At 69.6% G+C, this 25,394-nt stretch carries 24 protein-coding genes; 17 read left to right on the top strand and 7 right to left on the bottom strand.

Features of this window, described 5'->3' with window-relative positions:
- Nucleotides 1–185: 185 nt before the first annotated feature.
- Nucleotides 186–848, bottom strand: a complete 663-nt coding sequence (locus tag EBE87_RS13130; RefSeq protein ID WP_120638009.1) for a TetR/AcrR family transcriptional regulator — start codon at nt 846–848, stop codon at nt 186–188.
- Between the two features lie 136 nt (nt 849–984).
- Between EBE87_RS13130 and EBE87_RS13125 the strand changes: the two genes are divergently transcribed.
- The 7 genes from EBE87_RS13125 to EBE87_RS13095 all read left to right on the top strand — a co-directional run bounded on the left by EBE87_RS13125 (nt 985) and on the right by EBE87_RS13095 (nt 9,711).
- Complete coding sequence (locus EBE87_RS13125) at nt 985–2,142, top strand: HlyD family secretion protein (protein ID WP_120638010.1); 1,158 nt, start codon at nt 985–987, stop codon at nt 2,140–2,142.
- A 13-nt stretch (nt 2,143–2,155) separates the two neighbouring features.
- A complete protein-coding gene (locus EBE87_RS13120) occupies nt 2,156–3,733 on the top strand; it encodes a DHA2 family efflux MFS transporter permease subunit (RefSeq protein WP_120638011.1) in 1,578 nt (525 codons plus the stop codon).
- Nucleotides 3,734–3,814: 81 nt separating this feature from the next.
- Nucleotides 3,815–5,200, top strand: coding sequence for an esterase-like activity of phytase family protein (locus EBE87_RS13115; protein WP_199707308.1), 1,386 nt, complete (start codon nt 3,815–3,817; stop codon nt 5,198–5,200).
- Nucleotides 5,201–5,334: 134 nt separating this feature from the next.
- Nucleotides 5,335–5,850 (top strand): GNAT family N-acetyltransferase, encoded by a 516-nt coding sequence (locus tag EBE87_RS13110; protein WP_120638013.1) that lies wholly within the window; start codon nt 5,335–5,337, stop codon nt 5,848–5,850.
- 105 nt (nt 5,851–5,955) lie between these two features.
- Nucleotides 5,956–7,047 carry an SMP-30/gluconolactonase/LRE family protein gene (locus EBE87_RS13105; RefSeq protein WP_120638014.1) on the top strand — a complete coding sequence of 364 codons (1,092 nt, stop codon included), beginning with the start codon at nt 5,956–5,958 and terminating at the stop codon, nt 7,045–7,047.
- Nucleotides 7,048–7,189: 142 nt separating this feature from the next.
- The gene (locus tag EBE87_RS13100; RefSeq protein ID WP_158600864.1) at nt 7,190–8,119 is read left to right on the top strand and encodes an amidohydrolase family protein; all 930 of its coding nucleotides are present in this window, start codon (nt 7,190–7,192) and stop codon (nt 8,117–8,119) included.
- A 5-nt stretch (nt 8,120–8,124) separates the two neighbouring features.
- Nucleotides 8,125–9,711: an ABC transporter substrate-binding protein gene (locus tag EBE87_RS13095; RefSeq protein ID WP_120638019.1), complete on the top strand. Its 1,587-nt coding sequence runs from the start codon at nt 8,125–8,127 to the stop codon at nt 9,709–9,711.
- Nucleotides 9,712–9,742: 31 nt separating this feature from the next.
- Here EBE87_RS13095 and EBE87_RS13090 read toward each other — a convergent pair whose 3' ends face one another.
- Complete coding sequence (locus tag EBE87_RS13090; RefSeq protein ID WP_120638016.1) at nt 9,743–10,108, bottom strand: hypothetical protein; 366 nt, start codon at nt 10,106–10,108, stop codon at nt 9,743–9,745.
- Nucleotides 10,109–10,137: 29 nt separating this feature from the next.
- Here EBE87_RS13090 and EBE87_RS13085 point away from each other — a divergent pair, with 29 nt between their 5' ends.
- Both EBE87_RS13085 and metH read left to right on the top strand, forming a co-directional pair.
- Nucleotides 10,138–11,091, top strand: a complete 954-nt coding sequence (locus EBE87_RS13085) for an ArsR/SmtB family transcription factor (protein WP_122140029.1) — start codon at nt 10,138–10,140, stop codon at nt 11,089–11,091.
- 17 nt (nt 11,092–11,108) lie between these two features.
- A complete protein-coding gene (gene metH, locus EBE87_RS13080) occupies nt 11,109–14,609 on the top strand; it encodes a methionine synthase (protein WP_120640864.1) in 3,501 nt (1,166 codons plus the stop codon).
- A 41-nt stretch (nt 14,610–14,650) separates the two neighbouring features.
- On the opposite strand, the gene EBE87_RS13075 is transcribed toward metH, so the two are convergent.
- Complete coding sequence (locus EBE87_RS13075) at nt 14,651–15,514, bottom strand: manganese catalase family protein (RefSeq protein WP_120640863.1); 864 nt, start codon at nt 15,512–15,514, stop codon at nt 14,651–14,653.
- A 178-nt stretch (nt 15,515–15,692) separates the two neighbouring features.
- On the opposite strand from EBE87_RS13075, the gene EBE87_RS13070 reads away from it, so the two are divergent.
- The 3 genes from EBE87_RS13070 to EBE87_RS13060 are packed head-to-tail and all read left to right on the top strand — an operon-like array spanning nt 15,693 to nt 17,956.
- The gene (locus tag EBE87_RS13070; protein WP_120640862.1) at nt 15,693–16,580 is read left to right on the top strand and encodes a cation diffusion facilitator family transporter; all 888 of its coding nucleotides are present in this window, start codon (nt 15,693–15,695) and stop codon (nt 16,578–16,580) included.
- Nucleotides 16,577–17,383 carry an energy transducer TonB gene (locus EBE87_RS13065; protein ID WP_122140028.1) on the top strand — a complete coding sequence of 269 codons (807 nt, stop codon included), beginning with the start codon at nt 16,577–16,579 and terminating at the stop codon, nt 17,381–17,383. The genes EBE87_RS13070 and EBE87_RS13065 overlap by 4 nt, the downstream gene beginning before the upstream one ends.
- Nucleotides 17,384–17,395: 12 nt before the next feature.
- Complete coding sequence (locus EBE87_RS13060) at nt 17,396–17,956, top strand: cob(I)yrinic acid a,c-diamide adenosyltransferase (protein WP_120641221.1); 561 nt, start codon at nt 17,396–17,398, stop codon at nt 17,954–17,956.
- A gap of 21 nt (nt 17,957–17,977) precedes the next feature.
- Here EBE87_RS13060 and EBE87_RS13055 read toward each other — a convergent pair whose 3' ends face one another.
- On the bottom strand, nt 17,978–18,628 hold the full coding sequence (locus EBE87_RS13055; protein WP_120641220.1) for an exopolysaccharide biosynthesis protein: 651 nt from the start codon (nt 18,626–18,628) through the stop codon (nt 17,978–17,980).
- A 159-nt stretch (nt 18,629–18,787) separates the two neighbouring features.
- Between EBE87_RS13055 and EBE87_RS13050 the strand changes: the two genes are divergently transcribed.
- Together EBE87_RS13050 and EBE87_RS13045 are read left to right on the top strand one after the other, a co-directional pair.
- Nucleotides 18,788–19,402 carry a DUF1194 domain-containing protein gene (locus EBE87_RS13050; RefSeq protein WP_122140027.1) on the top strand — a complete coding sequence of 205 codons (615 nt, stop codon included), beginning with the start codon at nt 18,788–18,790 and terminating at the stop codon, nt 19,400–19,402.
- Nucleotides 19,403–19,464: 62 nt separating this feature from the next.
- Complete coding sequence (locus tag EBE87_RS13045) at nt 19,465–20,244, top strand: tetratricopeptide repeat protein (protein ID WP_120639538.1); 780 nt, start codon at nt 19,465–19,467, stop codon at nt 20,242–20,244.
- Here EBE87_RS13045 and EBE87_RS13040 read toward each other — a convergent pair.
- From EBE87_RS13040 to EBE87_RS13030, 3 genes are all read right to left on the bottom strand, one after another.
- Nucleotides 20,203–20,853 (bottom strand): MrcB family domain-containing protein, encoded by a 651-nt coding sequence (locus EBE87_RS13040; protein ID WP_120639539.1) that lies wholly within the window; start codon nt 20,851–20,853, stop codon nt 20,203–20,205. The genes EBE87_RS13045 and EBE87_RS13040 overlap by 42 nt on opposite strands.
- 9 nt (nt 20,854–20,862) lie before the next feature.
- Nucleotides 20,863–21,570, bottom strand: a complete 708-nt coding sequence (locus EBE87_RS13035) for an RraA family protein (RefSeq protein WP_120639540.1) — start codon at nt 21,568–21,570, stop codon at nt 20,863–20,865.
- 80 nt (nt 21,571–21,650) lie between these two features.
- Entirely contained in the window at nt 21,651–22,052 is a 402-nt protein-coding gene (locus EBE87_RS13030; RefSeq protein WP_147426130.1) for a hypothetical protein, read from the bottom strand.
- A 195-nt stretch (nt 22,053–22,247) separates the two neighbouring features.
- Here EBE87_RS13030 and lepA point away from each other — a divergent pair, with 195 nt between their 5' ends.
- The 3 genes from lepA to EBE87_RS13015 all read left to right on the top strand — a co-directional run bounded on the left by lepA (nt 22,248) and on the right by EBE87_RS13015 (nt 25,327).
- Entirely contained in the window at nt 22,248–24,053 is a 1,806-nt protein-coding gene (gene lepA / locus EBE87_RS13025) for a translation elongation factor 4 (RefSeq protein WP_120639542.1), read from the top strand.
- Nucleotides 24,054–24,251 (top strand): hypothetical protein, encoded by a 198-nt coding sequence (locus tag EBE87_RS13020; RefSeq protein ID WP_120639543.1) that lies wholly within the window; start codon nt 24,054–24,056, stop codon nt 24,249–24,251.
- A gap of 80 nt (nt 24,252–24,331) precedes the next feature.
- Complete coding sequence (locus EBE87_RS13015) at nt 24,332–25,327, top strand: tripartite tricarboxylate transporter substrate-binding protein (protein WP_120639544.1); 996 nt, start codon at nt 24,332–24,334, stop codon at nt 25,325–25,327.
- The last annotated feature ends 67 nt before the right edge of the window (nt 25,328–25,394 follow it).

Raw genomic sequence — 25,394 nt, 5'->3', positions numbered from 1 at the left:
TGCCGGCTTGGGGCCTAGAGGCACGTGCGTACTGCGTCTGCGGCGGCATATAGAGATGTCGCCTGCGGGGTGAAAGAGGTTTTCGGGGTAGGCCCGGTTTTTTTCCGCATACCTCCCCCGCATGGCCGGAAAGTTACCTTAAGGCCAGCCAGCACACGGGCTGCCTTCCCGGTGAAAGGCCGGCTTCAGGGGAAATGCTCCTCCCCCGAAGCGGGAACGGGGCCATGAAGGCGGAGGAAGGCATCGACGGCCTCGGCGGCGATGCGGGGCAGCACCGCCTCGGCCTCCGCTTCCTCCACCAGCGCCAGGGTGGCGCGGATGAAAAGGTCGCCGCGCAGCAGGGTCAGGAACAGTTCCGCCGCCCGGCCGGGGTCGGTGCTCCCGGGCAGACGGCCATGCGCCTGTTCCCCCGCCATCCAGCCGGTCAGCCAGAACTGCATGGCCTGTGGCCCGGCATTGTAGAAGGCCCGTGCCAGGGCAGGGAAGCGCACCGCCTCGGCGATCACCACCCGGTGCAGCGCCCGCACCTGCGGCCGCAGCAGGAAGCGCAGCCAGTGCAGGGCCAGTTCCGTCAGCGCCTGGCGCAGCGGCAGGCCATGGCTCGCCAGCAGGGTATCGGCACGCTGGCGCATCTGGGCGCAGCCATCGGCGATGATCGACTCGAAGAGCGCTTCCTTGCCCGAGAAATGCGCATAGAGGGTCGCCTTGGACACGCCGGCGGTGCGCGCCACGGCATCCATCGACACGGCGGCATAGCCTTCGGCCATGAACAGCTCCGCCGCCGCCGCCATGACGGCGCGCCGCTTCGGGCTCTGTTGCTCCGGCAGGATGTCGAGGATGGCGGACATGACATCTCAGTAAGGTGTCGTCGCGTCCTGTTCAAGGGTGAACTGAACGGTTCAGTCTTGACACGGAGCGGCAGCATGTGCATCTGCTGCGGGACAGAAATGAACTGTACCGTTCAGTTCAAGGACTTTCTCCTCCATGAATGCTCCCGTGACCAAGCCGGCTCCTCTGGATGCCGGCCAGTCCACCGCCGCCGATGCCAAGCCGCGCCGGCCCTTGCGCCGGCTGCTGCTGCGCGTGGGGCCGGTGGTGCTGCTGATCGCCGCCGCGCTGGGCGGCACCTGGTACTGGCAGACCGGCCGCTTCCTGGTTGAGACCGACGATGCCTATGTGCAGGGCGACATCAGCGTGCTCGGGCCGCGCGTCGCCGCCGATGTGGTCGCCATCGCGGTGGCCGACAATCAGCCGGTGAAGGCCGGCGACCTGCTGATCTCGCTGGACGAGCGCGACCTGCGCAATGCCCGCGACCAGGCCGCCGCCACCCTGGCCGAGACCGATGCCGCCATCGCCACGGCGCGGGAGCAGCTTGCGCAGCAGCAGGCGCAGATCGATGCCGCCGGCGCGCAGGTGGAGCAGGCGCGGGCCGAGCAGACCCGCGCCGCCGCCGATGCCCGCCGCACCCAGTCCCTGGTGGGCAGCGGCTTCGCCTCCCGCCAGTCGGCCGACCAGACGGTGGCGGACCAGCGCAAGGCGGAGGCCGCCGTAACGGCGGCGCAGGCGCAGCTATTGGTGCAGCGGCAGTCGCTGGGCGTGCTGGCGGCGCAGCTGCGGCAGGCCGAGGCGCGCCGCACCCAGGCCGCCGCCGCCCTGGCCCAGGCGGAGACCAACCTCTCCTACACCAGCATCCGCGCGCCGGTGGACGGCATCGCCGGCAACCGCGCGGCGCAGATCGGCCAGCATGTGCAGCCGGGGCAGCAGCTCATCGCCGTGTCGCCGGCGGGGGCGCGGCTCTACGTGGTGGCCAATTTCAAGGAAACCCAGCTGGCGCTGATGCAGCCGGGCCAGCCGGTGGAGGTGACGGTGGATGCCATTCCCGACACCGTCTTCCATGCCCGCGTGAACAGCTTCGCCCCCGCCACCGGCAGCCAGTTCAGCCTGCTGCCGCCGGAGAATGCCACCGGCAACTTCACCAAGATCGTGCAGCGTGTGCCGGTGAAGCTGGTGCTGGAGGAAGGGCAGGATGCCACCGCCCTGGCGCGGCTGCGCCCCGGCCTCTCCGTGGTGGCGGAAGTCGATACCCGCGCCGATCCGCATGCCCCGCGGGGCCTCTGGGCCGCGGTCCGCAACCTGTTCTGAAAGCCGCCGCGCCATGAGCGCCACCACGATGCCGGCCGCCGCCGCCGCCGCGCCCGCCATGACCCCCAAGGTCCGCCTGGGCTTCATGGCGATGGTCTTCGGCATGTTCATGGCGATCCTGGACATCCAGATCGTCTCGGCTTCCATCTCCGAGATCCAGGCCGGCCTCGCCGCCAGCCCGGACGAGGCAAGCTGGGTGCAGACCTCCTACCTGATCGCCGAGATCGTGATGATCCCGCTGTCGGGCTTCCTGTCGCGCCTGCTGTCTACCCGCGTGCTGTTTACGGCCTCGGCCACCGGCTTCACCATCTTCTCGCTCGCCTGCGCCTTTTCCTCCAACCTCGGCACCATGATCGTCTTCCGCGCCGCCCAGGGCTTCATCGGCGGCGCGATGATCCCGACGGTTTTCGCGGCTTCCTTCATGCTCTTCCCGCCGGCCAAGCGGGCGGGGGCCACCGTGATCATCGGCCTGACCGCGACGCTGGCGCCCACCATCGGTCCGACGCTGGGCGGCTGGCTGACCGAGAGCTTCTCCTGGCACTGGCTCTTCCTGATCAACGTGCCCGTCGGCATCGCCATCGCCACGGCGGTCTGGCTGACGGTGGATATCGACAAGCCCGACCGTTCCCTGCTGGCCAAGTTCGACTGGTGGGGGCTGGCCGCCATGGCCGCCTTCCTGGGCAGCCTGGAATACGTGATGGAGGAAGGCCCGCGCTGGGACTGGCTGGCGGACGGGACCGTGCGCAACCTGGCGGCGGTCTGCCTCGTCTCCGGCATCGTCTTCTTCTGGCGTGCCTTCACGCGGCCGGAGCCGATCGTGGACCTGCGCGCCTTCACCGACCGCAACTTCGCCATCGGCTGCCTCTTCAGCTTCACCATGGGCATCGGCCTCTATGGCGCGGTGTATCTCATCCCGCTCTTCCTGGGCCGGGTGCGCGGCTACAACTCCATGCAGATCGGCGAGGTGATGTTCATCACCGGCCTCTGCATGTTCCTGGCCGCCCCCTGGGTGGGCAAGGCGCTGGCGCGCTTCGACCCGCGCATCCTGCTGGCCTGCGGCCTGATGCTGTTCTTCCTCTCCATGTGGCTGACGGCGCGGCTGACGGTGCAAAGTGCCTTTCCAGACATGGCCTTCCCGCTCGGCCTGCGCGGCGTCGCGATGATGATGTGCATGGCGCCGGTGAACCAGATCGCGCTGGGCACCATCGCGCCGGCCCGGCTGAAGAACGCCTCCGGCCTTTACAACCTGATGCGCAACCTGGGCGGCGCGGTCGGGCTGGCGGTGATCAACACGCTGGTAAAGGACCGCTCCTTCCTGCACCGCGTGCATCTGGGGGAGGCGGTGAACTGGGCGCGGCCGGAAGCCCTGCAATCGCGTGACAGCATCGCCGCCACCATGGCCGGCCAGATGGGGGAGGGCGCCTCGCAGCTCGCCGCCATGGCGCGGATCAAGGCCATGGTGACGCAGCAGGCGCTGGTGCTGGCCTATAACGACGTGCTGATCGTCATGGCCTTCTGCTTCCTGATCTCCCTGCCGCTGGTGCCCTTCCTGCGCCGGCCGCGGCAAGGCGGCGGTGGCGATACGCACTGACGCCGTTTCGTCACGCCACTGTCAAAGGCGGGCAATACGGGGACAGTAACAGCCGGGCGACGATCAATGGAGATCCCGCCCATGCGCAGCCTTCTTCTGGCCGCCAGCGCCCTGGTGGCGCTCGCCGGCGCCGCCAAGGCCGCCGATGACCAGCGCTTCGAGGCCCGGCTGGCCGGCCATGCCGTGCTGCCGGCCATGACCATGGCGCTGCCGCCGGCCGATGCGCCGCGCGATGCCATGCTCTCCGGCAAGTTCGCCGGCGCCAGCACCGACCGCAACGATGCCCCCGGCTCCGTCGCCGGCACCACTGGTCCGGCGCCGGATGGCCGCCCCACCGGCCTCTCGCTGCCCTTCGTCGGCCAGCCGGTGCAGGGCTTTTCCGGCATCAAGCCGGTGGCGGGCGAGCCTGGCGCCTATTGGGTGCTGACCGACAACGGCTTCGGCAACAAGCGCAACAGCGGCGACGCGCTGCTGGCCTTCCGCAAGATCCGCCCCGACTTCCGCAGCGGCCAGGTGGCGGTGCTGCAGACCGTCTGGCTGACCGACCCGGACCGCCGCGTGCCCTTCCGCATCGCCAATGAGGGCACCGACGCCCGCTACCTGACCGGCGCCGATTTCGATCCCGAGAGCATCCAGCCCGCCCCCGATGGCAGCGGCTTCTGGATCGGCGAGGAATTCGGCCCCTTCATCCTGCGCGTCGATGCCCAAGGGCGGGTGCAGCGCGTGGTGCCCACGATGCTGGATGGCAAGCCGCTGATGGGCCCGGACAATCCCGCGCTGTCCGTGGGCGCCACCCCCACGGCGCGGGTGAATTTCCGCGCCCGCCGCTCCGGCGGCTATGAGGGCATGGCGATGCTGCCGGATGGCAGCCGCCTCTGGGCGCTGCTGGAGCAGCCGCTGCTGGCCGGGGATGGCGACCAGCCCGAAGGCGCCTTTATCCGCATGATGGAGTTTGATACGCAAAAGGGCGACTGGACCGGCCGCAGCCTGAAGTTCCGCCTGGCCGAGGGCGCCGCCGCCATCGGCGACTTCAACATGATCGACGACCGCCGCGCCCTGGTGATCGAGCGCGACAATGGCGAGGGCGACCCCTCCCTGACCTGCCGCGACGGGCAGCGGCCGCCGGCCTGCTTCGCCACGCCCGCGCGGGTGAAGCGCGTGACGCTGGTGGACCTGGGCGCGCCGGATGCCGAGGGCTTCGTGCGCAAGATCGGCCATATCGACCTGATGGAGATCCAGGACCCCGAGAAGCTGGCCCGCACGCGCGGCGACCGCGGCCCCGGCGCGGCGCCGGACCGCCTGAGCTTCCCCTTCTTCACCATCGAGAACGTGGCGATGGTGGATGAGGACCACATCATCCTGGGCAACGACAACAACCTGCCCTTCAGCGCCGGCCGCCACCTGACGCGGGCGGATGACAACGAGTTGCTGCTGTTGCACGTGCCGGCGCTGCTGCGGGCCCGCTGAGCGCATGCCGCCGGGTGGGGGCCTTGCGGTCCGCGCCCGGCACCCTTACCCCTGGCCTGGGCCAAGTTGATGCGTGGCCCGCGCCGCCCCGCCCCGGGGAGGCCGCATTTTTCCCGTGGTGGAGACCCTCCCGCATGATCTTCCGCGATGCCACCGCCGCCGACCTGCCGGCCCTGGTCGCGATCTATGCCCACCATGTCCTGCACGGCACTGGCACATTCGAGGAAGTGCCGCCGGACCAGGACGAGATGGCCGCACGCCTCGCCAAGGTGCAGGGGCACGGCTGGGCCTGGCTGGTGGCGGAGGATGAGGGCGAGGTGAAGGGCTTTGCCTATTTCGCCGCGCTGCGGGACCGCTCGGCCTATCGCTTCTCGGCCGAGGATTCGATCTATGTGCGCGACGACGTGCGCGGCCAGGGGGTCGGCAAGGCGCTGGTGGCGGCGCTGCTGGAGCGTGCCGAGGCCGCCGGCTTCCGCCAGATGTTCGCGGTGGTGGGGGATTCCGACAATGTCGGCTCCATCGGCCTGCATCTCTCGCTGGGCTTCAAGCAGGTCGGGCTGCTGCGGGCGGCGGGGCTGAAATTCGGCCGCTGGGTGGACGTGGTCTACCTGCAGCGCAGCCTGGGCGCCGGCGACAAGACGCTGCCCTAACAGCCGCCCTTCCGCTCCCTGAGGCGTGTAGTCGCGCCCTGGTTGCGGCATGCCAAGCTCCCGCCACCGGCGCGGTCCAAGGACGCCGGATTGGGAGAAAGCACCATGCTGCATCTGCCGGCCACCAGCCGCCGCGCCATGCTGGGCGCTTCTGCGCTTGCCACCCTGGCCTTGCCCGCCATCGCCCAGAACACCGCGCGGGACTTCAATCCCGACGGCCCACCCACCCGCTACCCCGATGCCGATGTGGTGGCGCTGGACCAGAAGCGCTTCACCGCCAAGCTGGGCAACAGCCGCATCCAGCGCCTCCACACCGGCCTGGGCTGGGCGGAAGGGCCGGCCTGGCACGCCACCGGCCGCTTCCTGATCTGGTCCGACATCCCCAATGACGAATGCCTGCGCATGACGGAGGAGGACCGCCACGTCTCCCGCCGCTTCCGCAGCCATTCCGGCTATTCCAACGGCAATACCTTCGACCGCGAGGGCCGGCAGATCGCCTGCCGCCACTACTACCGGGACGTGGTGCGCTACGAGCCGGACGGGAAGCTGACGGTGCTGGCCGCGCGCGGGCCCAATGGTGCCTTCAACGCGCCCAATGACGCCGTGGTGCATCCGCAGGACGGCGGCATCTGGTTCACCGACCCCGGCTATGGCGGCCTGATGGACTACGAGGGCAACCGGCTGCCGGAAGCCGCCAATTCACCGCGCCCGCTGATCAAGGAGGCCATCTACCGCATCGACCCCGGCAGCGGGCAGGTGGAGAAGGTGGCGGACCAGCCCTTCAAGCCCAACGGCCTCTGCTTCAGCCCGGACTACCGCACCCTTTACGTCGCCGATACCGGCGTCAGCCACTACCCGGAAGCCAAGAGCATCATCTGGGCCTTCGACGTGCAAGGGAAGCAGCTGACCAACCCCCGCACCTTCTGTTCCATGGAGATGGACGGCAAGACCGGCATGGGCGACGGCATTCGCTGCGACGAGGCCGGCAATCTCTGGGTCGGTGCCGGCTGGGTGGGGGATGGCTACGACGGCGTGCATGTCTTCGCCCCCGACGGCCAGCGCATCGGGCTGATCAAGTTGCCGGAGATCTGCGCCAACCTCTGCTTCGGCGGCACGCGGCGCAACCTGCTGTTCATGTGCGCCAGCCAGTCGCTCTACGTGCTGCCGGTGGAAACGCGCGGGGCGCATTTCTGCTGAGGCCGCGCCCGGGGGCCTTCCCCCGGGCTGGCTTTCCCCGCCCGGCGGTAGCCGGGCCAGCCGCGGCTTGGCCGCCGCCATTTCCGGCTGGCGTGATCGTGGCATCCGTGACGCAATGCGCGCGACGTGGAGTTCTTGCGCCATGACCGCGAATGCGCGCCGCTATGCCGGGCCGATCATCGATTCCCACCATCACCTCTGGGACCTGTCCCTGGGGCGGCATCCCTGGATCGCCCAGGCCAGCGTCGGCGCCCTCGGCGATATCCGCTACCTGCAACAGGACTATCTGATCGCCGATCTGCTGAAGGACATGGCGGGGCAGGGCGTCACCGGCTCGGTGCATGTCGAGGCGTTGTGGGACCGCGCGCGGGACCCGGTGGAGGAAACGCGGTGGCTGGAGGGGCTGGAGCGGCCGGGCCGGATCGCCGGTCGCTACATCGCCCATGTGCCTCTGGCGGCCGGGGATGCCGAGGCCGTGCTGGAGCGGCATCTCGCCGCCTCGCCCCGCATCGCGGGGCTGCGCGAGACCATCCGCTGGCACCCCGACCCTGCGAAGCGCTGGACGGACAGCGGCATCCTCTCGAACCCGCTGTGGCGCCGCAACCTGGGGCTGCTGCGGCGGCACGGGCTGGTGCTGGAACTGCTGATGAACCCGTATCAGGCGCGGGAGCTGGCGGAGCTGGCCGCCGCGCATCCGGACCAGATGTTCATCGTCAACCATTGCGGCTCGCCGCTCGACCGGGACGAGGCCGGGTTGCAGCGCTGGCGGGACGGGCTGCGGGCCATGGCGGCGCAGCCCAACATCGCCATCAAGCTTTCCAATGCCAGCGCCTATGCGCCCAGCGCGGCGGTGGCGGATCTGCGGCAGGTCATCCTGCCCATCATCGAGGCCTTCGGGCCGGGCCGCGCCCTGTTCGGCACCGATTATCCGGTGGCCCGCCGCACCATCACCTATGCCGCCATCTGCGACAGCCTGCGCGAGATCCTGCTGCCCTTCAGCGAAGCGGAGCAGCGCGCGATCTTCCATGACAACGCGGCGCGCCTCTACGGATTTTCCGGTCAGGATCAGTGAAGAAGATGAAACGTCGCAACTTCCTCGCCGCCTCGGCCTCGCTGGCGGCACCGCTGGGCATGCCGCGGCTGGCGCGGGGCCAGTCCGCGAAGCCGCTGCGCTTCGTGCCGCAGGCAGACCTGGCCGTGCTCGACCCGGTCTGGACCTCGGCCTATGTCACCCGCCACCACGCCTACATGGTCTTCGATACCCTCTATGGGCAGGACGAGCGGATGCGCCCGGTGCCGCAGATGGTGGCAGGGCACGAGGTCTCGGACGATCGGCTGCGCTGGACGCTGACGCTGCGCCCGGGCCTGACCTGGCATGACGGCACCCTCGTCCTGGCGCGGGACTGCGTGGCCAGCATCGAGCGCTGGAGCAAGCGCGACACCTATGGCCGCACCCTGATGGCGGCGACGGAGGAACTCTCCGCGCCGGATGACCGGACCATCCGGTTCCGCCTGAAGCGGCCCTTCCCGCAATTGCCGGCCGCCCTGGCCAAGACCGCCAACAACATGGCGGCGATGATGCCGGAGCGCCTGGCGCGCACCGACCCCTTCAAGCAGGTGGCGGAGATGGTGGGCAGCGGCCCCTACCGCTTCCTGGCCGATGAGCGCGTGCCGGGCGCCCGCGCCGCCTATGCCCGCTTCGAGGGCTATGTGCCGCGGGAGGATGGCGCGCCCTCCGGCACCGCCGGCCCGAAGCGGGCCTCCTTCGAGCGCGTCGAGTGGATCGTCATGCCCGAGGCCTCCTCGGCCGCCGCGGCACTGAGATCCGGCGAGGTGGACTGGTGGGAACTGCCGCCGCCCGACCTGCTGCCGCTGCTGAAGCGCGACCGCAACATCGCCGTCGAGGTGATGGACAAGTCGGGCTACCTGGGCAGCCTGCGGATGAACCACCTGCAGCCGCCCTTCAACAACCCCGCGATCCGCCGCGCCGTGCTGGGCGCCGTGTCGCAGGCTGATTTCATGCAGGCGGCGGCGGGCACCGACCCCAGCCTCTGGGCTGAGGGTGTCGGCATCTTCTGCCCCGGCACGCCCATGGCGAATGACGCGGGCCTGGAGGTGCTGACCCGCCCGCGCGACCTGAAGGCCAGCCGCGAGGCCATCCGCGCCGCCGGGTACCGGGACGAGACCGTGGCGGTGATGGCGGCGACGGACCTGCCCATCCTCAAGGCCGTCGGCGACGTGACCGCCGACCTGATGCAGAAGCTGGGCTTCAAGGTGGATTACCAGACCACCGACTGGGGCACCGTGGTGCAGCGCCGGCTGAGCAAGGAGCCGCCGGAGAAGGGCGGCTGGAGCGTCTTCAGCAACTTCTGGGGCGGGCTAGACCTGGCGATGCCGGCGACCCACGGCCTGCTCTGGAGCAATGGCGAGCATGCCTCCTTCGGCTGGCCGGATAGCCCACGGATCGAGGAACTGCGCGCGCAGTGGCTCGATGCGGTGGACCAGGCCGCGCAGCAGAGGATCGCGGCCGAGCTTCAGCGCCAAGCCTTCCAGGACGTGCCCTATGTGCCGCTGGGGCAGTATTTCTACGCCACGTCCTACCGCAAGGATCTGGCGGGGGTGCTGCCGGGCTTCCCGGTCTTCTGGAACATCCACCGCGCCTGACGGCAGGGGCCGGGAGCATCTCCCGGCCTGCCTAGCCAGGGCGGAAGCGGGCGAGGGTGACGCTGTCGCCTTCCAGCGCGGCCGCGATCGCATCCCGCCCGGCGGCGGTGGCGGCCAGGGCCACAACCTCCTTGAACCAGGGTGTCTCACCCCGCATGCGGGCCAGGAAGAGCCGGTCCAGCGCGATGGCGGCGGGGCTGCGCGGCTGGCAGCAGGCGCAGCCGATGGGATGCGCCGTGGCCACCGGCGTCGCATAGCGCTCCACCCGCGCGGAGGCGGCGGGCAGGGCGGCACCATCCTCGGCCAGCACCACGGCGCCAGGAGGTGCCTCGGCGGCATGCGCCAGCAGACGGACAGGGGTGCGGGCATCCAGGGACCACGTCATGGTGCTAGACATAAAGAAGTCTTTATGTCATCCGCAACCCCATGGAGCCCCTGCTCACCCAACTGCGTGCCGCGGCCGAGCCGACGCGCCTGCGCCTGCTGGCCCTCTGTGCCCGTGGCGCCTTCTGCGTCAGCGAGCTTTGCGCCATCCTGGGCCAGTCCCAGCCGCGCCTGTCGCGCCACCTGAAGCTGCTGGTGGAAGCCGGGCTGCTGGAGCGGCTGCCGGAAGGCGCCAATGCCTATTTCCAGGTGGGGCATGACGGCGCCCTGGCGCGCCAGTTGCTGGCCCGGCTGCCGGAGGATGACGCCACCATCGCCGCCGACCGCCGCGCCAGCGCCCGCATCGCCGCCGAGCGTGCCCGCGTGGCCAGTGAAAGCTTCCGCCGCCATGGCGCCGACTGGGACGAGATGCGCGCGCTCGGCCTGCCGGCCCCCGCCATCGAGGCGGCGCTGATAAAACTGGTGCCGAAGCGGGTGGCGCGGGCGGTGGATATCGGCACCGGCACCGGCAAGCTGCTGGACGTGCTGGCGCCGCGCGCCGATGCGGTGCTGGGCCTGGATGCCAGCCGGGAGATGCTGGCGCTGGCCCGCGCCCGCCTGGCGGAGCGCGACATGGCCCATGCCAGCGTGCGCCTGGCCGACATGTACCGCCTGCCGCTGCCGGATGCCGGCTTCGACCTGGCCACCCTGCAGATGGTGCTGCATTACGCCGAGGACCCCCAGGCCGCCCTGGCCGAGGCCGCGCGCGTGCTGAAGCCCGAGGGGCTGCTGGTGGTGATCGACCTCGCCCCGCATGAGCGGAGCGATCTGCTGACCGGGCTGGCGCATCGCTGGCCCGGCTTCGACGACGCGGCGCTGGCCGGCTGGCTGGGCGCCGCCGGCTGCGCGCCGCTGCCGCCGGTGGAAGTTGCGGGGCCGCTGGCCGTGCGGCTCTGGCCGGCACGGCGCCTGGCGGCACCGGTCGCCGCCCTCTCCGAAACGTCGCTGAACTTCTGAAGGAAGGCCCTGGACCTATGGCCCGTCCCCACCTGCTCGATGCCCTGCGCGACCGTGTTCTGCTGTGCGACGGCGGCATGGGCTCGCGCGTCCAGGCCCTGACCCTGGAAATCGAGAAGGATTTCTGGGGCAAGGAGAATTGCACCGAGGTCCTGAACCTCTCGCGCCCCGAGCTCGTGCGGGAAATCCACCGCGGCTATTACGAGGCCGGGTCGGATATGGTGCTGACCAACAGCTTTGGTGGTTCGCCCATCACGCTGGAGGAATTCGAGCTGGGCAGCCGGGCTTTCGAGATCAACAAGCTCTCGGTCGAGCTGGCGCGCGAGGCGGCGGAGACCTTCGCCGATGGCCGCGACCGCTGGGTGATCGGCGATATCGGGCCGGGAACAAAACTGCCGAGCCTGGGGCATATCGACTACGACACGCTGGAAGCGGCACTGACGGAACAGTGCCGGGGGTTGATCGCCGGTGGCGCCGACGCGCTGCTGACCGAGACCAACCAGGACACGCTCTTCATCAAGGCCGCCGTGAACGCGGCCAAGATCGCCAGGGCCGAGGCCGGCAGCGACATCCCCATTTTTGTCCAGGTGACGGTGGAGACCACCGGCACGCTGCTGGTGGGTTCCGACATTGCCGCCGCCGCCACGGCCATCCATGCGCTGGACGTGCCGCTGATCGGGCTGAACTGCGCCACCGGCCCGCAGGAGATGGCGGAGCATGTGCGCTGGCTGGCCGCCAACTGGCCCGGCCTGCTCTCCTGCCAGCCCAATGCCGGGTTGCCGGAACTGGTGGATGGCAAGACGCACTACCCGCTGGGCGCCGCCGAGATGGCCTCCTGGATGGAGCGCTTCATCAGCGAGGACGGCATCAACCTGATCGGCGGCTGCTGCGGCACTTCCACGCCGCATATCCAGGCGCTGGATGCCATGCTGCGCAAGCGCGGCGGCGCGGCGCTGCGCCCGGCGCCGGTGGCGCGCAAGTCGTTCTGGGTGCCCTCGGTCGCCAGCCTCTATGGCCAGGTCTCGCTGCGGCAGGAGAACAGCTACTTCTCCATCGGCGAGCGCTGCAACGCCAACGGCTCCAAGGCCTGGCGGGAGCGGCAGGCGGCGCATGACTGGGACGGCTGCGTCGCCATGGGGCGGGAGCAGGTGGGCGAGGGCTCCAACTCGCTCGATATCTGCACCGCCTTCGTCGGCCGCGACGAGATGGGCGAGATGAACGAGGTGATCCGCCGCTTCACCGGCAGCGTCAACGCGCCGCTGGTGATCGATTCGACGGAAACGCCGGTGATCGAGGCCGCCCTGAAGCTGCATGGCGGCAAGCCCATCATCAACTCGATCAACTTCGAGGATGGCGAAGGGCACGCGACCGAGCGCCTGAAGCTGGCCAAGAAGTTCGGCGCCGCCGTCATCGCGCTGACCATCGATGAAGTCGGCATGGCGAAGACGCCGGAGGACAAGCTCCGCATCGCCGAGCGGCTGGTGGACTTCGCCTGCAACAAGCACGGGTTGCCGCAGAGCGACCTGCTGATCGACCCGCTGACCTTCACCATCGCCACCGGCAACGAGGACGACCGCAAGCTGGGCCTCTGGACGCTGGAGGGCATCCGCATGATCCGGGAGAAGTTCCCGGACATCCAGATCATCCTCGGCCTGTCCAATATCTCCTTCGGCCTGAACCCGGCCTCGCGGCATGTGCTGAACAGCGTCTTCCTGGACCATGCGGTGAAGGCGGGCATGACCGGCGCCATCGTGCATGTCTCCAAGATCAAGCCGCTGCACAGCATCCCGCCGGAAGAGGTGAAGGTCGCGGAAGACCTGATCTTCGACCGCCGCAGCGAAGGCTACGATCCTTTGCAGAAGCTGCTGGAGATGTTCGCCGGCCGCAAGGCGGCGGATTCCGCCAAGAAGGTGAAGGCCGAGACGGTCGAGGGCCGCCTGAAGGACCGCATCGTCGATGGCGACCGCAAGGGCCTGGACGAGGAACTGGCCGACGCGATGGCCAAGGGCATCAAGCCGCTCGACATCATCAACGGCATTCTGCTGGAAGGCATGAAGGTCGTGGGCGAGTTGTTCGGCGCCGGCAAGATGCAGTTGCCCTTCGTGCTGCAAAGCGCGGAGACGATGAAGGCCGCCGTCGCCTATCTGGAGCCGCACATGGAGCGCGTGGAGGGCCAGGAGAAGGGCACCATCGTGCTGGCCACCGTGCGCGGCGATGTGCATGACATCGGCAAGAACCTCGTCGACATCATCCTGACCAACAACGGCTACAAGGTCGTCAACCTCGGCATCAAGGTGCCGCTGAACGACATGATCGCCGCCGTGCAGCAGCACAAGGCGCATGCCATTGGCATGTCCGGCCTGCTGGTGAAGTCCACGGTGGTGATGAAGGAAAACCTCGAAGAGATGTCGCGCCAGGGGCTGGAGGTGCCGGTGCTGCTGGGCGGCGCCGCGCTGACGCGCAACTTCGTCGAGGATGATTGCGTCAACGCCTATAGCTCCGGCCGCGTGGCTTATGCGCGCGATGCCTTCGACGGGCTGCACCTGATGGACCGGGTGATGGGCAGCGACTTCGACGGCTATCTCGGCACCTTGCAGCAGAAGCGCGCCGGCAAGTCCCGCAACACCACCCGCGTGCTGGGCACCGCCGACCCGCGTGGCTTCGCACCTGTGGACCTGAACTATGCCCAGGAACGCCGCCGGCGCCTGACGGCGGATGAGCCGGTCCCTGTGCCGCCCTTCTGGGGCAGCCGCATCCTGCAAAGCGACCCGAAGGCGGTAGTGCCCTTCGTCAACGAGCGCTCGCTCTACCAGTTCCAGTGGGGCTTCCGAAAGCAGGGCCGCAGCCTGGAGGATTTTATCGGCTGGGCGAAGCAGGAACTGCGCCCGGTGCTGAAGCGCATGCTGGCGCTGTCGGAGCAGGAGAATATCCTCAAGCCCCAGGCCATCTACGGCTACTGGAAATGCGCGGGCCAGGGGAATGACGTCATCCTCTTCGAGGAGGACGGCATCACCGAGGCCGCACGCTTCACCCTGCCGCGCCAGCCGAAGCAGGATGGCGACTGCATCGCCGACTTCATCCGCGATATCGAGGATGGGCCGGAGCATCGCGATGTCATCGGGCTGCAGGTGGTGACCGTCGGCCAGAAGGCCAGCGACATGGCGCGGGACTGGTTCGAGGCCAACCGCTACCAGGACTACCTCTACCTGCACGGCCTCTCGGTGGAGATGGCGGAGGCCATGGCGGAATACGTCCACAAGCGCATCCGTGCCGAGCTCGGCTATGCCGGTGAGGATGACCGCGACATGGAGAAGATGCTGGCGCAGAGCTATCGCGGCGGCCGCTATTCCTTCGGCTATCCCGCCTGCCCGCGGCTGGAGGATCAGGCGCCGCTGCTGAAGCTGCTGGGCTCCGACCGCATCGGCGTCTCGATCAGCGACGAGTGGCAGCTGCATCCGGAGCAGTCCACCAGCGCCATCGTGCTGCACCACCCGCGCGCGAAATACTTCTCGGTCTGAGGTGGCGGAGGCCGGGGGGACCATAACCCCCGGCCGGCCGGTTACATCTTGCCGATCTGCTCGGCCTGGGCGCCGGAGCCCTCGCGTGCCGGGCCCAGCACCGGCGCCTCGCCCAGCGGCGTGGACTGGATGGTGCTGAACTGCGCCTTGCCGTCCATCGAAGGGCCGGTGTTGAAGCGGCCTTCCGGCGGCGGCTCGCCATTCACATTGGTACCCATGTAGACGTAGGAGAATTCCTGCTTCTCCAGCGACTGGTCGAAGCTGTTCGGGATCGGCAGCGCGGCCGGGCCGCCCAGTTCCTCGATCGCCGCCAGCCATTGCTGCTGGTGCATGGTGTCGCGCGCGATCAGGAAGCTCAGCATGTCCTTCATGCCGGGGTCCTTGGCCGCGTTGTAGAGGCGCACGGCGAGCGTCCGGCCCGTGGCCTCGGCGGTGACATTGGCGAACATGTCGCCGGCCACGTTGCCGCTGGCATAGATATGCGAGCAGTCGAAGGGAATGCCGTCGGAATTCACCGGCATCGCCGCCAGGCCGGAAGACAGCAGGTGCTGCTGCAGCATGCCTTCAACGACATGGCGCGGACGCTCACCGCCCATCACCGCATTCACCACCGGATTGGCGGCGGCCGCGGTTTCCTGCAGGGTCAGCGGCGCGTTCTCCAGGTTCAGTGCGACAGCGGTGGCCAGCATCTCGATATGGCCGATTTCCTCCGTCGCGGTATGCAGCAGCATGTCACGATATTTGGGGTTCGGGCTGCGGTTGCCCCAGGCCTGGAAGAAGTATTGGAGACAGACGCGGATCTCACCTTCCACGCCACCGATCGCCTGTTGCAGCTGCCGTGCGAACAGCGGATCGGGGGTCTCCACCCGCACCGGATACTGCAAGCGCTTGTCATGGAAATACATGCGGTATGCCTCCTTGTTGCAGACGGAGGGGACAAATCAATGCTGTTACAAAGGTTCCAGGCTTCCCTGTTTGCTCACGGATTTGTCCAGGTCGGCCTTGGCATTTTTTCAGTTGCTCCGCGTGGCCGCTCCGGTCTTAGAAGCGCCACCGGATCCGGCAGCATGGGATTTTAGACGGATGGACCGTGCGATGCGGCTCGCGGCGGGAAGTGTGATCGTGGCACTGGCGGTGCTGGGGCTGAAGGCTGTGGCCTGGTGGCTGACCGGCAGCGTGGCACTGCTGGCGGATGCGCTGGAATCCGTGGTGAATGTCGCGGCCGCCCTGGCGGCGCTGGCGGCGGTGTCCTTCTCTGCCGCGCCGCCCGACGCCAATCATCCCTACGGCCATGCCAAGGCCGAGTATTTCTCGGCGGTGCTGGAAGGCGCGCTGATCATCGTGGCCGCGCTGCTGATCCTGCGCGAGGCCTGGGGCGCCTTGAGCGCACCGCATATGCCGGACATGCCGGGGCTTGGCCTCGGTGTTTCCATTGTCGCCACGGCCGCCAATGCCGGCTGGGGCCTGATGCTGCGGCGGGAGGGGCGCCGCCTGCGCTCGCCGGCGCTGCTGGCGGATGCGCGGCATCTCTTCGCCGATGTCGTCACTTCGGTAGGCGTGGTGGTCGGCGTGGCGGCGGTGGCGGCCACCGGCATTCTGTGGCTGGACCCGCTGCTGGCGGCGCTGACAGCGGTGAATATTCTGTTCTCCGGCTGGCAGCTGCTGCGCGAGAGCGTGGGCGGGCTGATGGACGAGGCGGTGGAGCCGGCGCTGCTGAACCGCATCCGCGCGCTGATGTCGCAGGAGGCGCAGGGCGCGCTGGAGATGCACGACCTGCGCACCCGCCATGCCGGCCGCACCACCTTCGTGGAGTTCCACATGGTGGTGCCGGGGGACATGACGGTGAGTCATGCGCATGAGATCTGCGACCGGATCGAGGCGGCGCTGAAGGCCGAGCTGGGCGCCGCCATCATCACCATCCATGTGGAACCGGAAGTGAAGGCCAAGCACCACGGCGTGCTGGTGCTGTGACCGCCCCGGCGCCGCGCGGGCCGATGCTGCTGCGCGGCGTGGCGGTGCTGCTGGCGGTGCTGTTGCATGGCGCGGTGCTGGGGGCGCTCTGGCCGCGCGGCCGCCCGCCGCCGCTGGTGGTGGAGGCCGTGCCGGTCACGCTGACCGGCGCGTCGGGAGAGGCGGAGGAAGGCGCCGGCGCCCCGCCAGCCCCCAGCGCGCCCCTGCGGGAGAGCCCCCCGCCGCAGCCCGCGCCGGAGAGCGTGCCGGCGCAACCCGCGCCGGAGCCCGTCGCACCGGCCGCAGCACCAGCTTTGGCCGAGCCTGCCCAGGCCGAGGCCATGCCCCCCGTGCCGCCGGCCCCGGCCGAATTGCCGCTGCCTTTGCCCGCGCCCCCCGCGCCGCCGCCGCAGATGGCCGCCGCCCCGGCGCCTTCCCAGCCGCCGCGCCCGCCCATGCCGCCAGCCCCGCCGCCGCAGCCGGTGGCGCCGGGGCAGGTGCGGCTGGGGGCGGGGGTGGCGCTGAACATCGCCCCCGGCCCGGAGACCCGCGCGGCCCGGCCACGCGATATCGCCTGCAGCGACAACATCGAATACCCACCGGACCTGCGGCAGGCCGGCATCGGCGGCGAGGTGGTGCTGCGCCTGCGGCTGACCGACAAGGGCCGGGTGATCGAGGCGAAGCTGGCGGAAAGCAGCGGCCATCCCCAACTGGATGAGGCCGTGCAACGCAGCGTCCGCCGCTGCCGCTTCGACCCTGCCTTGCGCGACGGCGTGCCGGTCTGGAGCAACCTCACCTTCCGCGCCACCTTGAGACCCGATTAGGAGCCCCGCCGCATGGTCCGTCTCGATATCATCACCACCCGCGGCGGCGATGCCGGGCAGACCTCGCTGGGCGATGGCAGCCGCGTGGCCAAGGACGCGCTGCGGATCGAGGCCATCGGCGCGGTGGACGAGGCCAATGCCACGCTGGGCCTGCTGCGGCTGCACACCGCCGGCCGGCCAGAGGATGCCATGCTGGCGCGCATCCAGAACGACCTCTTCGACCTGGGCGCCGACCTCTGCGTCCCTGGGTTGGAGGAGGAAGGGCGGCTGCGCATGGCCGACAGCCAGTGCGCCCGGCTGGAAGCGGAGATCGGCGAGATGAATGCCGCCCTGCCGCCGCTGCGCTCCTTTGTGCTGCCGGGCGGCACGCCGGCGGCGGCGCATGCGCATCTGGCCCGCACCGCCGCGCGGCGGGCGGAGCGCGTGGTGGTGGCGCTGGGCGTGGCGGAGCCGGTGAACCCGGTGGTGCTGCGTTACCTGAACCGGCTCTCGGACCATCTTTTCGTGCTGTCCCGCCGGCTGAATGCCGGGGGCGACGTGCTCTGGGTGCCGGGGCAGGCGCGACAGGCCTGAGCCTGCCTCAGAACAGCCCCGTCAGAACAACCAGGTGAAGGCCGCCATGCCGAAGAGGCAGATGGCCGCCAGGATGCCGGTGGCCAGCAGGTTGCCGGCGATGGACAGCCCGACGCCCCAGCCGGTGACGCGGTTGTCCTGTTCCACGATGCCCAGTGCCATGACGATGGTACCGAAGGCCGGCGGGCCATTGGTGCCCGGGCCAGGCAGGATCAGCATCAGCGCGGTATAGACTGTCAGCCAGCCCGCCAGCCGCTCCCCCGCCGGGCTGGTGAACCAGCCATCGTGCGGGTGCAGGAAGCGCTCCACCCGCCCCAGCGTGCCGGAGGAGGCGGAGGCCAGCCGCAGCAGGTCCGTGCGCCGGATGGTCCGCCGCGCCAGGAAGCGCGGCAGGCGCGGCGTGCGCAGCCCGATGCCCATCTGCGCCCCCAGCAGCAGCATGGGCAGGCCGAAGACGGTGGCCATGCCCGGCAGCAGGCTGGGCAGGCAGAGCAGCAGGATCAGCAGCCCGAAGGCGCGTTCCCCGAAGCCCTGCGCGATATCCCCCAGGCTGATCCGCTCACCCGGAAAGGCATCCGCCACTTCCGCCACGACGCGGGAGATGGTCGAAGCGGGGCAGGCGGCTTGCTCCGGCGAGGCCGGGAGCGAGGCCGGCGGCAGATTGTCAGGCATCAGGCTTCGGCATCCTTCGCGGCGCTGCTGTTCCTGCCAGATGGGGCGGCGGTGCCGCAATATGAACCGCTCTTCATCTCTTGCCACAACCAAACTGCCGTCTCGCCAGCCATGCGCCCCATCCCCATCTCTGCCCCCGAGGAACGGGAAAGGGCGAGGATGGAGGCGGTGGACCTGGCGCTTTGCCTGGCGGTGGATGTCTCGGCGAGCGTGGATTTCGATGAATTCGGCCTGATGGTGGGCGGGCTGGCGGAGGCTTTCCGGCAGGAGCGCATCATCGCCGCCGCCACCGCCGGGCCGCGCGGCGCCATCGCCGTGGCGCTGCTCTTCTGGTCCAGCCGGCAGGAACTGGCGGTGCCCTGGATCCGGGTGGCGGGCGCGGAGGCCGGCCACGCCCTGGCGGATGCCATCGACAACAGCCCGCGCCTGCCGGCCCCCGGCGCCACGGCGCTGGGGCCCGGCATGGCGGCGGGGCTGGGGCTGCTGGGCCGCTTCGGCGGGCGGGCGGAGCGGCTGGTGATGGATGTCTCCGGCGACGGGCGGCACAACCTGGGGCGGCCGCCCGGCCCGGTGCGGGATATCGGCGTCGATGCCGGCATCACCATCAACGGCCTGGCGGTGCTCAACGAGGAACCCGACCTGCTGGCGCATTACGAGAGCGAGGTGATCGGCGGCCCCGGCGCCTTCGCCATGAGCTGCGCCGATTACGCCGATTTCGCCGAGGCCATCCAGCGCAAGCTGTTCCGCGAGATCCGCGGCGGCATGGTGGCCTGATCTTGAGAAAGCCTCGCAACTGTCTGGACGCGCGGCGGTGGCGGGGATAAGCCGGCGCCAGCATGTTCCGCCGCCGCGACCCCGAACCCGCGCCCCTGCCGCCCGTGACCCTGGCGGAGATCCGCGCCGCCAGCGCGAAGGAACTGGCCGCCGCCTTCGCCGGCCCGCCAGAGGAAGCGGCCCGCTGGATCGCCGCCGCCGCCCGTGCCGGGCATCTGGATGCGGTGATCCTCTACGGGCAGATCCTGGCCGATGGGCGCGGGCTGCGGCAGGACCGGGTCAGCGCCCTGGGCTGGTTCCGCGTCGCCGCCGAGGCGGGGGATGTGCGCGGCATCAACATGGTCGGCCGCTGCCATGAGCTGGGCTGGGGCACGCCCATCGATTTCGGGCGCGCCGCCCATTTCTACGCCCAGGCCGCCGGCCGCGGATACGACTGGGCGCAATACAACCTCGCCGGGCTTTACGTGCGCGGCGCCGGCGTGCCGCAGGACCGTGCCAGGGCGCTGGAGCTTTTCCGCGCCGCCGCCGCCCAGGGCCATGCCAAGTCCCTGACCGTGCTGGGCCGCTTCCTGGAGGAAGGCTGGGACGGCGTGCCGCGCGACCCGGCCGCCGCCTATGCGCTCTATGTGCGGGCGGCGAAGGCAGGCGATTTCCGCGCGCAGTTCAACCTGGGCACGCTGCTGGTGCAGGACGGGCGGCTGGAGGAGGCGCTGGGCTGGTTCCGCCAGGCTGCCGCCGCTGGCTCGCCGGACATGCTGGCGCATATGGCGCGCAGCCTGGGCGCCCGGCCCGAGCCCGCGCTACGTGCCCTGGCCGCCGAGGTGGCGGCGCGGCTGGGCTGAGGCCGCCGCGTCCTCGGCCGCGTGGATGCGGCGCAGATAGCTCGCGAAGCGCCGCGCATCGGCCAGCAGCGCCGCATCCTCCGGAATGGCGCCGGTGGCGTAGCGCAGCGCCAGGATCGAGGCCTGCTCATAGGAAGCGCCCAGGGTGGAGCCGCCCAGCGCCAGGGCCGGCGCCCGCCCGGGCTCATCCACCACCCCCAGCGCCTGGCGGCCCCAGTCCCGCAGCCCGGCCATCTCTTCTGGTGGACGCGGGCGGAAGCCGCCGGGCCCCCAGGTGGTGGAGCCATGCGCCAACGAGAGGTAGAGCCCGTCCCCCGCCGCGGCGAAGAGATAGACGCAGTACCAGCCATCCCGCGCCTTGGGGGAACGGGCGCGGGAGAAGAAGCGCACCCAGGGCGTCGCACTCTTGGAGCCCAGCCCGTCCCGCCCCTCGATGCGCAGGTCCTCGCCATAAGGGCCCAGCGCCGCCGCCAGCGTGGCGTGATGCGCCAGCAGCGCCTGCGGCAGCACGCGGCGGACCAGCCGGCCGCGCCGCTGCATGGCCGGCGTATTGGCGGCGCTATAGGCGGGCTGCAGCGCCAGGATGGCCTCGATGGCGTCCTTCAGCATGCCGCAGCGTCAGTGGATTTCCTTGGACTGCTGCAAGGCCTGCTTCAGCCGTGCCACCGAGAAATCGGGGGAGGCGCAGAGGTCGAGGATCACCTTCTCCCGCCGCGCAAGGAGATCGATGGCGGCGGGCAGCTTCGCGACGGCCTCGGGCGGGATGACCACGGCGCCGTGCCGGTCCGCATGCACCACCGCGTCATGGGCGCAGGCCATGCCGTGGATGGAGACATCCTGCCGATAGGCGACCATGTGGACATAGGCGTGGCTCGGATTCACCACGCCGCCGATGATCTGAAATTCCGGCGCCAGCATGTCGAGGTCGCGGAAGGAGCCATTGGTAACGCAGCCCTGCGCCCCCAACGCCTTGTGCACGGCGGTATGCACCTCGCCCCAGAAGGCACCGACGCCCGGGGTGTCGTCCAGGTCCTGCAGCACCACGATGGTCGGCATGGCCGCATCGGCCACGTATTCATACCAGCCGGTGCGGATGGCGTGGTCCTCGGCGGCGGGGCGGCCGGAAGGGGCGGCGGCGCGCAGGGTGCCGGTGCGGGCCAGGCCGCAGATCGGCTTCAGCGTCACATCCGCCGCCACCATGGGGCGGATGGTGAAGCCATGGCCGCGCCGCTCCGGCACCACCAGCTCCAGCGCGTTGCAGATGGTGGGCGTGTCCCAGGCCCGCAGGGCCTCCAGGTCGGCTGCGGTGAAGGGATAGCTGGCCATGGTGTTTCCTCGCCTGACAGGGCCGGTTGATCCGGGCTCCTTGGCGAGGATCGCGCCCTCTACGCGGATGGTCAAACCGGCTAGCGGCGCTGCATCTCGATGCGCCGGCGCTCCTGCTCGATCCGCTGGCGCTCGCGCTCCACCTGCCGGCGCTGTGCCTCCACCTCCTGCCGCTGGCGGTCCAGATCACGCTGCTGGCGGCTGCGGTCGTCGACGCGGCGGCCGCGCTCGTCCTGCGAGCGGCGGTTCTCGTCCATGCGGCGGCGGTCGTCTTCCCGGCGCCGGCGGTCCTCGTCATCGGCGCGGCGGCGGTCTTCCTCCCAGCGCCGGCGGTCCTCGTCCTCGCGGCGGCGGTCATCCGGCTGCCGCTGGTTGTTGTTGCCCAGGAAATTGTTCAGCAGGTCCTGCGGCGTCTGCGCCAGCGCCGCGCCCGGCGCGGCGAGGCTCAGGGCCAGCAGGGGCAGCAGGGATCGGCGTCGCATCGGCCATTCCTCGCGCTGGCGGTTCATTCCACCTGGGCAGAAGACGCATGGGACATCGCTTCAGTTGCCGCCATGCTTTGATTCCCGCGGCCGCTTGCCTTATCTGAGGCGCTTGCATGCGGTGGATGTTGCCGCGCCTGCCATCCCATCCGATACGCCCCTTTCCGCCCATTGGGGCGTCATTGCCGGAATCCCATGACCGATACGCCGATCTCCCGCATCCGTAACTTCTCGATCATCGCCCATATCGACCACGGCAAGTCCACGCTGGCCGACCGGCTGATCCAGGCCACCGGCGCCATCTCCGCGCGCGAGATGAAGGAGCAGATGCTCGACAGCATGGAGCTGGAGCAGGAGCGCGGCATCACCATCAAGGCCGCCTCCGTCCGGCTGGACTACAAGGCCAAGGACGGCAATGCCTATGTCCTGAACCTGATGGACACGCCGGGCCACGTCGACTTCGCCTACGAGGTCTCCCGCTCGCTGGCCGCCTGCGAGGGCTCCCTGCTGGTGGTCGATGCCTCCCAGGGCGTCGAGGCGCAGACCCTGGCGAACGTCTACCAGGCCATCGACGCCAACCACGAGATCGTCCCGGTCCTCAACAAGATCGACCTGCCGGCCGCCGAGCCGGAGCGGGTGAAGCAGCAGATCGAGGACGTGATCGGCCTCGATGCCTCGGACGCCGTGGAGATCAGCGCCAAGTCCGGCCTGAACATCGAGGGCGTGCTGGAAGCCATCGTCACCCGCCTGCCGGCCCCCACCGGCGACCTCAACGCGCCGCTGAAGGCGCTGCTGGTGGATAGCTGGTACGACCCCTATCTCGGCGTCATCATCCTGATCCGGGTGAAGGACGGCACCATCCGCAAGGGCCAGAAGATCCGCTTCATGGCGGAAGGCACGACCCAGACGGTGGACAGCGTCGGCATCTTCACGCCCAAGATGGTGCCGGTCGACTACCTCGGCCCGGGCGAGATGGGCTACCTGAACGCCGCCATCAAGACGGTCGCCGAGACCAATGTCGGCGACACCATCACCGACGACCGCAACCCGGCGGCCGAGCCGCTGCCAGGCTTCAAGCCCTCCATCCCCGTGGTCTGGTGCGGCCTCTACCCCGTCGATGCCGACGACTTCGAGAAGCTGCGCGAATCCTTGGGCAAGCTGCGGCTGAACGACGCCTCCTTCCATTTCGAGGCGGAAAGCTCGGCGGCGCTGGGCTTCGGCTTCCGCTGCGGCTTCCTCGGCCTGCTGCACCTGGAGATCATCCAGGAGCGGTTGAGCCGTGAGTTCGACCTCGACCTGATCGCGACCGCGCCTTCCGTCGTTTACAAGCTGAAGATGACGAAGGGCGAGGAGATCGACCTGCACAACCCGGCCGACATGCCGGACCCCTCGCTGATCGAGAGCATCCAGGAGCCCTGGATCAAGGCCACCATCATGGTGCCGGACGAGCACCTTGGCTCGATCCTGACGCTCTGCTCCGAGCGCCGGGGCCAGCAGGTGGAGCTGACCTATGTCGGCAACCGCGCCATGGCCGTCTATCGCCTGCCGCTGAACGAGGTGGTCTTCGACTTCTACGACCGCCTGAAGTCCGTCTCCCGCGGCTATGCCTCCTTCGACTACCAGATGGACGGCTACGACGTGGGCGACCTGGTAAAGATCTCCATCCTGGTGAACAACGAGCCGGTGGATGCGCTCTCCTTCATGGCGCACCGGACGCAGGCCGACCGCCGTGGCCGCGCCATCTGCGAGAAGCTGAAGGAGCTGATCCCCCGCCAACTCTTCAAGATCCCGATCCAGGCGGCGATCGGCGGCCGCGTCATCGCGCGTGAGACGATCAGCGCCATGTCCAAGGACGTCACCGCCAAGTGCTATGGCGGCGACATCAGCCGCAAGCGCAAGCTTCTGGAGAAGCAGAAGGAAGGCAAGAAGCGCATGCGGCAGTTCGGCAAGGTCGAGATCCCGCAGAGCGCCTTCATCGCCGCGCTCAAGATGGATAGCTGAGTGCACCACGGCCTGAGCTGGTACGACGTCCTCGCCCTGGCGTCCTTCGGGCTCTGGCCGGTGCTGCTGCCCGTGCTGCTGCTGCTGGCCTGGTATGGCTGGCACCGGCAGCGCCGGCACTGGAGCGGCTGGCTGATCCTGCTGCCGGCGGTGATGGCGGCGGTGCTGGTGGCTTTCGCCGCCATGGATACCGCCTGAAGCACAACCTTTCCCCTTGACGACATCCCACCCGGACCGGAGAGATACCGTAATAAATTCGTTCCGGGAGATTTGTCCGCATGCTCCGACGCAGCCTTCTGGCCGTGATCGCCGCGCCCGTCCTGTCCGCCATGGCGCTGCTGGCGCCGGCCGGGGCGCAGGCGCAGGGTGCCTATCCTAACCGCACGATCACCGTTGTTGTGCCTTTCGCCGCCGGCGGGCCGACCGACACTGTCACGCGCCTGGTGGCGGAATCCATGAGCCGTGACCTCGGCCAGACCGTGGTGGTGGAGAATGTGGGCGGCGCCGGCGGCACCCTGGGCGCCGCGCGCGTGGCCCAGGCGCGGCCGGACGGCTACTATCTGCTGCTGCACCATATCGGCATGGGCACCACCCCCAGCCTCTACCGCAAGCTCTCCTACGATGCCGTCGGCGGCTTCGAGCCGGTCGCGATGGTGACCGAGGTGCCGATGACCATCATCGGCCGCAAGAACCTGCCGGCGAACAACCTGCAGGAGCTGGTGGCCCTGGTGCGCCAGGAGCGGCAGAAGCTGAACTACGCCAATGCCGGCATCGGCGCCGCCAGCCATCTCTGCGGCTTGCTGTTCCAGAAGGCGGTGGATGCGCCGATGACCACCGTGCCCTATCGCGGCACCGGCCCGGCCATGACCGACCTGATCGGCGGCACCGTGGACCTGATGTGCGACCAGACCACCAACACCACCGAGCATATCCGCGCCGGCGCCGTGAAGGTCTTCGCCGTGACGACACCGGAGCGCCTGGCCTCGCTGCCTGAGGTGCCGACGGCCAAGGAAGCCGGGCTGCCGGGCATGGACGTGACCATCTGGCACGCGCTCTATGCCCCCAAGGGCACGCCGGCCGAGGTGGTGAACCGCCTCTCGCGCGCCGTGCAGGCCGCGCTGCGGGACGAGAAGGTGGTGGCCCGCTTCGCCGATCTCGGCACCGCCCCGGTGACGCAGGAACAGGCGACCCCCGCCGCCACCCGCGCCTTCTGGCAGGCCGATATCGCCAAGTGGCGGCCGGTGATCGAGGCCGCCGGGGAATACGCCGACTGAGGCCGCCGCAGGCCGGGTCCGCCCGGCCTGCCGGATTCTCATACGCCAATATCCGGCTTATGCCTGC

The sequence above is a fragment of the Teichococcus wenyumeiae genome, from assembly GCF_003696345.1.
Classification (GTDB): Bacteria; Pseudomonadota; Alphaproteobacteria; order Acetobacterales; family Acetobacteraceae; genus Pseudoroseomonas; species Pseudoroseomonas wenyumeiae.
The sequence above is the reverse complement of the archived record's forward strand: the minus strand, read 5'-3'. Positions and strand labels throughout refer to the sequence as shown.

What these genes read in the sequence shown, in the direction of transcription:
- EBE87_RS13130 (WP_120638009.1), bottom strand. Translation starts at nt 848, where the DNA reads ATGTCCGCCATCCTCGACATCCTGCCGGAGCAACAGAGCCCGAAGCGG.
- EBE87_RS13125 (WP_120638010.1), top strand. Translation starts at nt 985, where the DNA reads ATGAATGCTCCCGTGACCAAGCCGGCTCCTCTGGATGCCGGCCAGTCC.
- EBE87_RS13120 (WP_120638011.1), top strand. Translation starts at nt 2,156, where the DNA reads ATGAGCGCCACCACGATGCCGGCCGCCGCCGCCGCCGCGCCCGCCATG.
- EBE87_RS13115 (WP_199707308.1), top strand. Translation starts at nt 3,815, where the DNA reads ATGCGCAGCCTTCTTCTGGCCGCCAGCGCCCTGGTGGCGCTCGCCGGC.
- EBE87_RS13110 (WP_120638013.1), top strand. Translation starts at nt 5,335, where the DNA reads ATGATCTTCCGCGATGCCACCGCCGCCGACCTGCCGGCCCTGGTCGCG.
- EBE87_RS13105 (WP_120638014.1), top strand. Translation starts at nt 5,956, where the DNA reads ATGCTGCATCTGCCGGCCACCAGCCGCCGCGCCATGCTGGGCGCTTCT.
- EBE87_RS13100 (WP_158600864.1), top strand. Translation starts at nt 7,190, where the DNA reads ATGACCGCGAATGCGCGCCGCTATGCCGGGCCGATCATCGATTCCCAC.
- EBE87_RS13095 (WP_120638019.1), top strand. Translation starts at nt 8,125, where the DNA reads ATGAAACGTCGCAACTTCCTCGCCGCCTCGGCCTCGCTGGCGGCACCG.
- EBE87_RS13090 (WP_120638016.1), bottom strand. Translation starts at nt 10,108, where the DNA reads ATGTCTAGCACCATGACGTGGTCCCTGGATGCCCGCACCCCTGTCCGT.
- EBE87_RS13085 (WP_122140029.1), top strand. Translation starts at nt 10,138, where the DNA reads ATGGAGCCCCTGCTCACCCAACTGCGTGCCGCGGCCGAGCCGACGCGC.
- metH (WP_120640864.1), top strand. Translation starts at nt 11,109, where the DNA reads ATGGCCCGTCCCCACCTGCTCGATGCCCTGCGCGACCGTGTTCTGCTG.
- EBE87_RS13075 (WP_120640863.1), bottom strand. Translation starts at nt 15,514, where the DNA reads ATGTATTTCCATGACAAGCGCTTGCAGTATCCGGTGCGGGTGGAGACC.
- EBE87_RS13070 (WP_120640862.1), top strand. Translation starts at nt 15,693, where the DNA reads ATGGACCGTGCGATGCGGCTCGCGGCGGGAAGTGTGATCGTGGCACTG.
- EBE87_RS13060 (WP_120641221.1), top strand. Translation starts at nt 17,396, where the DNA reads ATGGTCCGTCTCGATATCATCACCACCCGCGGCGGCGATGCCGGGCAG.
- EBE87_RS13055 (WP_120641220.1), bottom strand. Translation starts at nt 18,628, where the DNA reads ATGCCTGACAATCTGCCGCCGGCCTCGCTCCCGGCCTCGCCGGAGCAA.
- EBE87_RS13050 (WP_122140027.1), top strand. Translation starts at nt 18,788, where the DNA reads ATGGAGGCGGTGGACCTGGCGCTTTGCCTGGCGGTGGATGTCTCGGCG.
- EBE87_RS13045 (WP_120639538.1), top strand. Translation starts at nt 19,465, where the DNA reads ATGTTCCGCCGCCGCGACCCCGAACCCGCGCCCCTGCCGCCCGTGACC.
- EBE87_RS13040 (WP_120639539.1), bottom strand. Translation starts at nt 20,853, where the DNA reads ATGCTGAAGGACGCCATCGAGGCCATCCTGGCGCTGCAGCCCGCCTAT.
- EBE87_RS13035 (WP_120639540.1), bottom strand. Translation starts at nt 21,570, where the DNA reads ATGGCCAGCTATCCCTTCACCGCAGCCGACCTGGAGGCCCTGCGGGCC.
- EBE87_RS13030 (WP_147426130.1), bottom strand. Translation starts at nt 22,052, where the DNA reads ATGCGACGCCGATCCCTGCTGCCCCTGCTGGCCCTGAGCCTCGCCGCG.
- lepA (WP_120639542.1), top strand. Translation starts at nt 22,248, where the DNA reads ATGACCGATACGCCGATCTCCCGCATCCGTAACTTCTCGATCATCGCC.
- EBE87_RS13015 (WP_120639544.1), top strand. Translation starts at nt 24,332, where the DNA reads ATGCTCCGACGCAGCCTTCTGGCCGTGATCGCCGCGCCCGTCCTGTCC.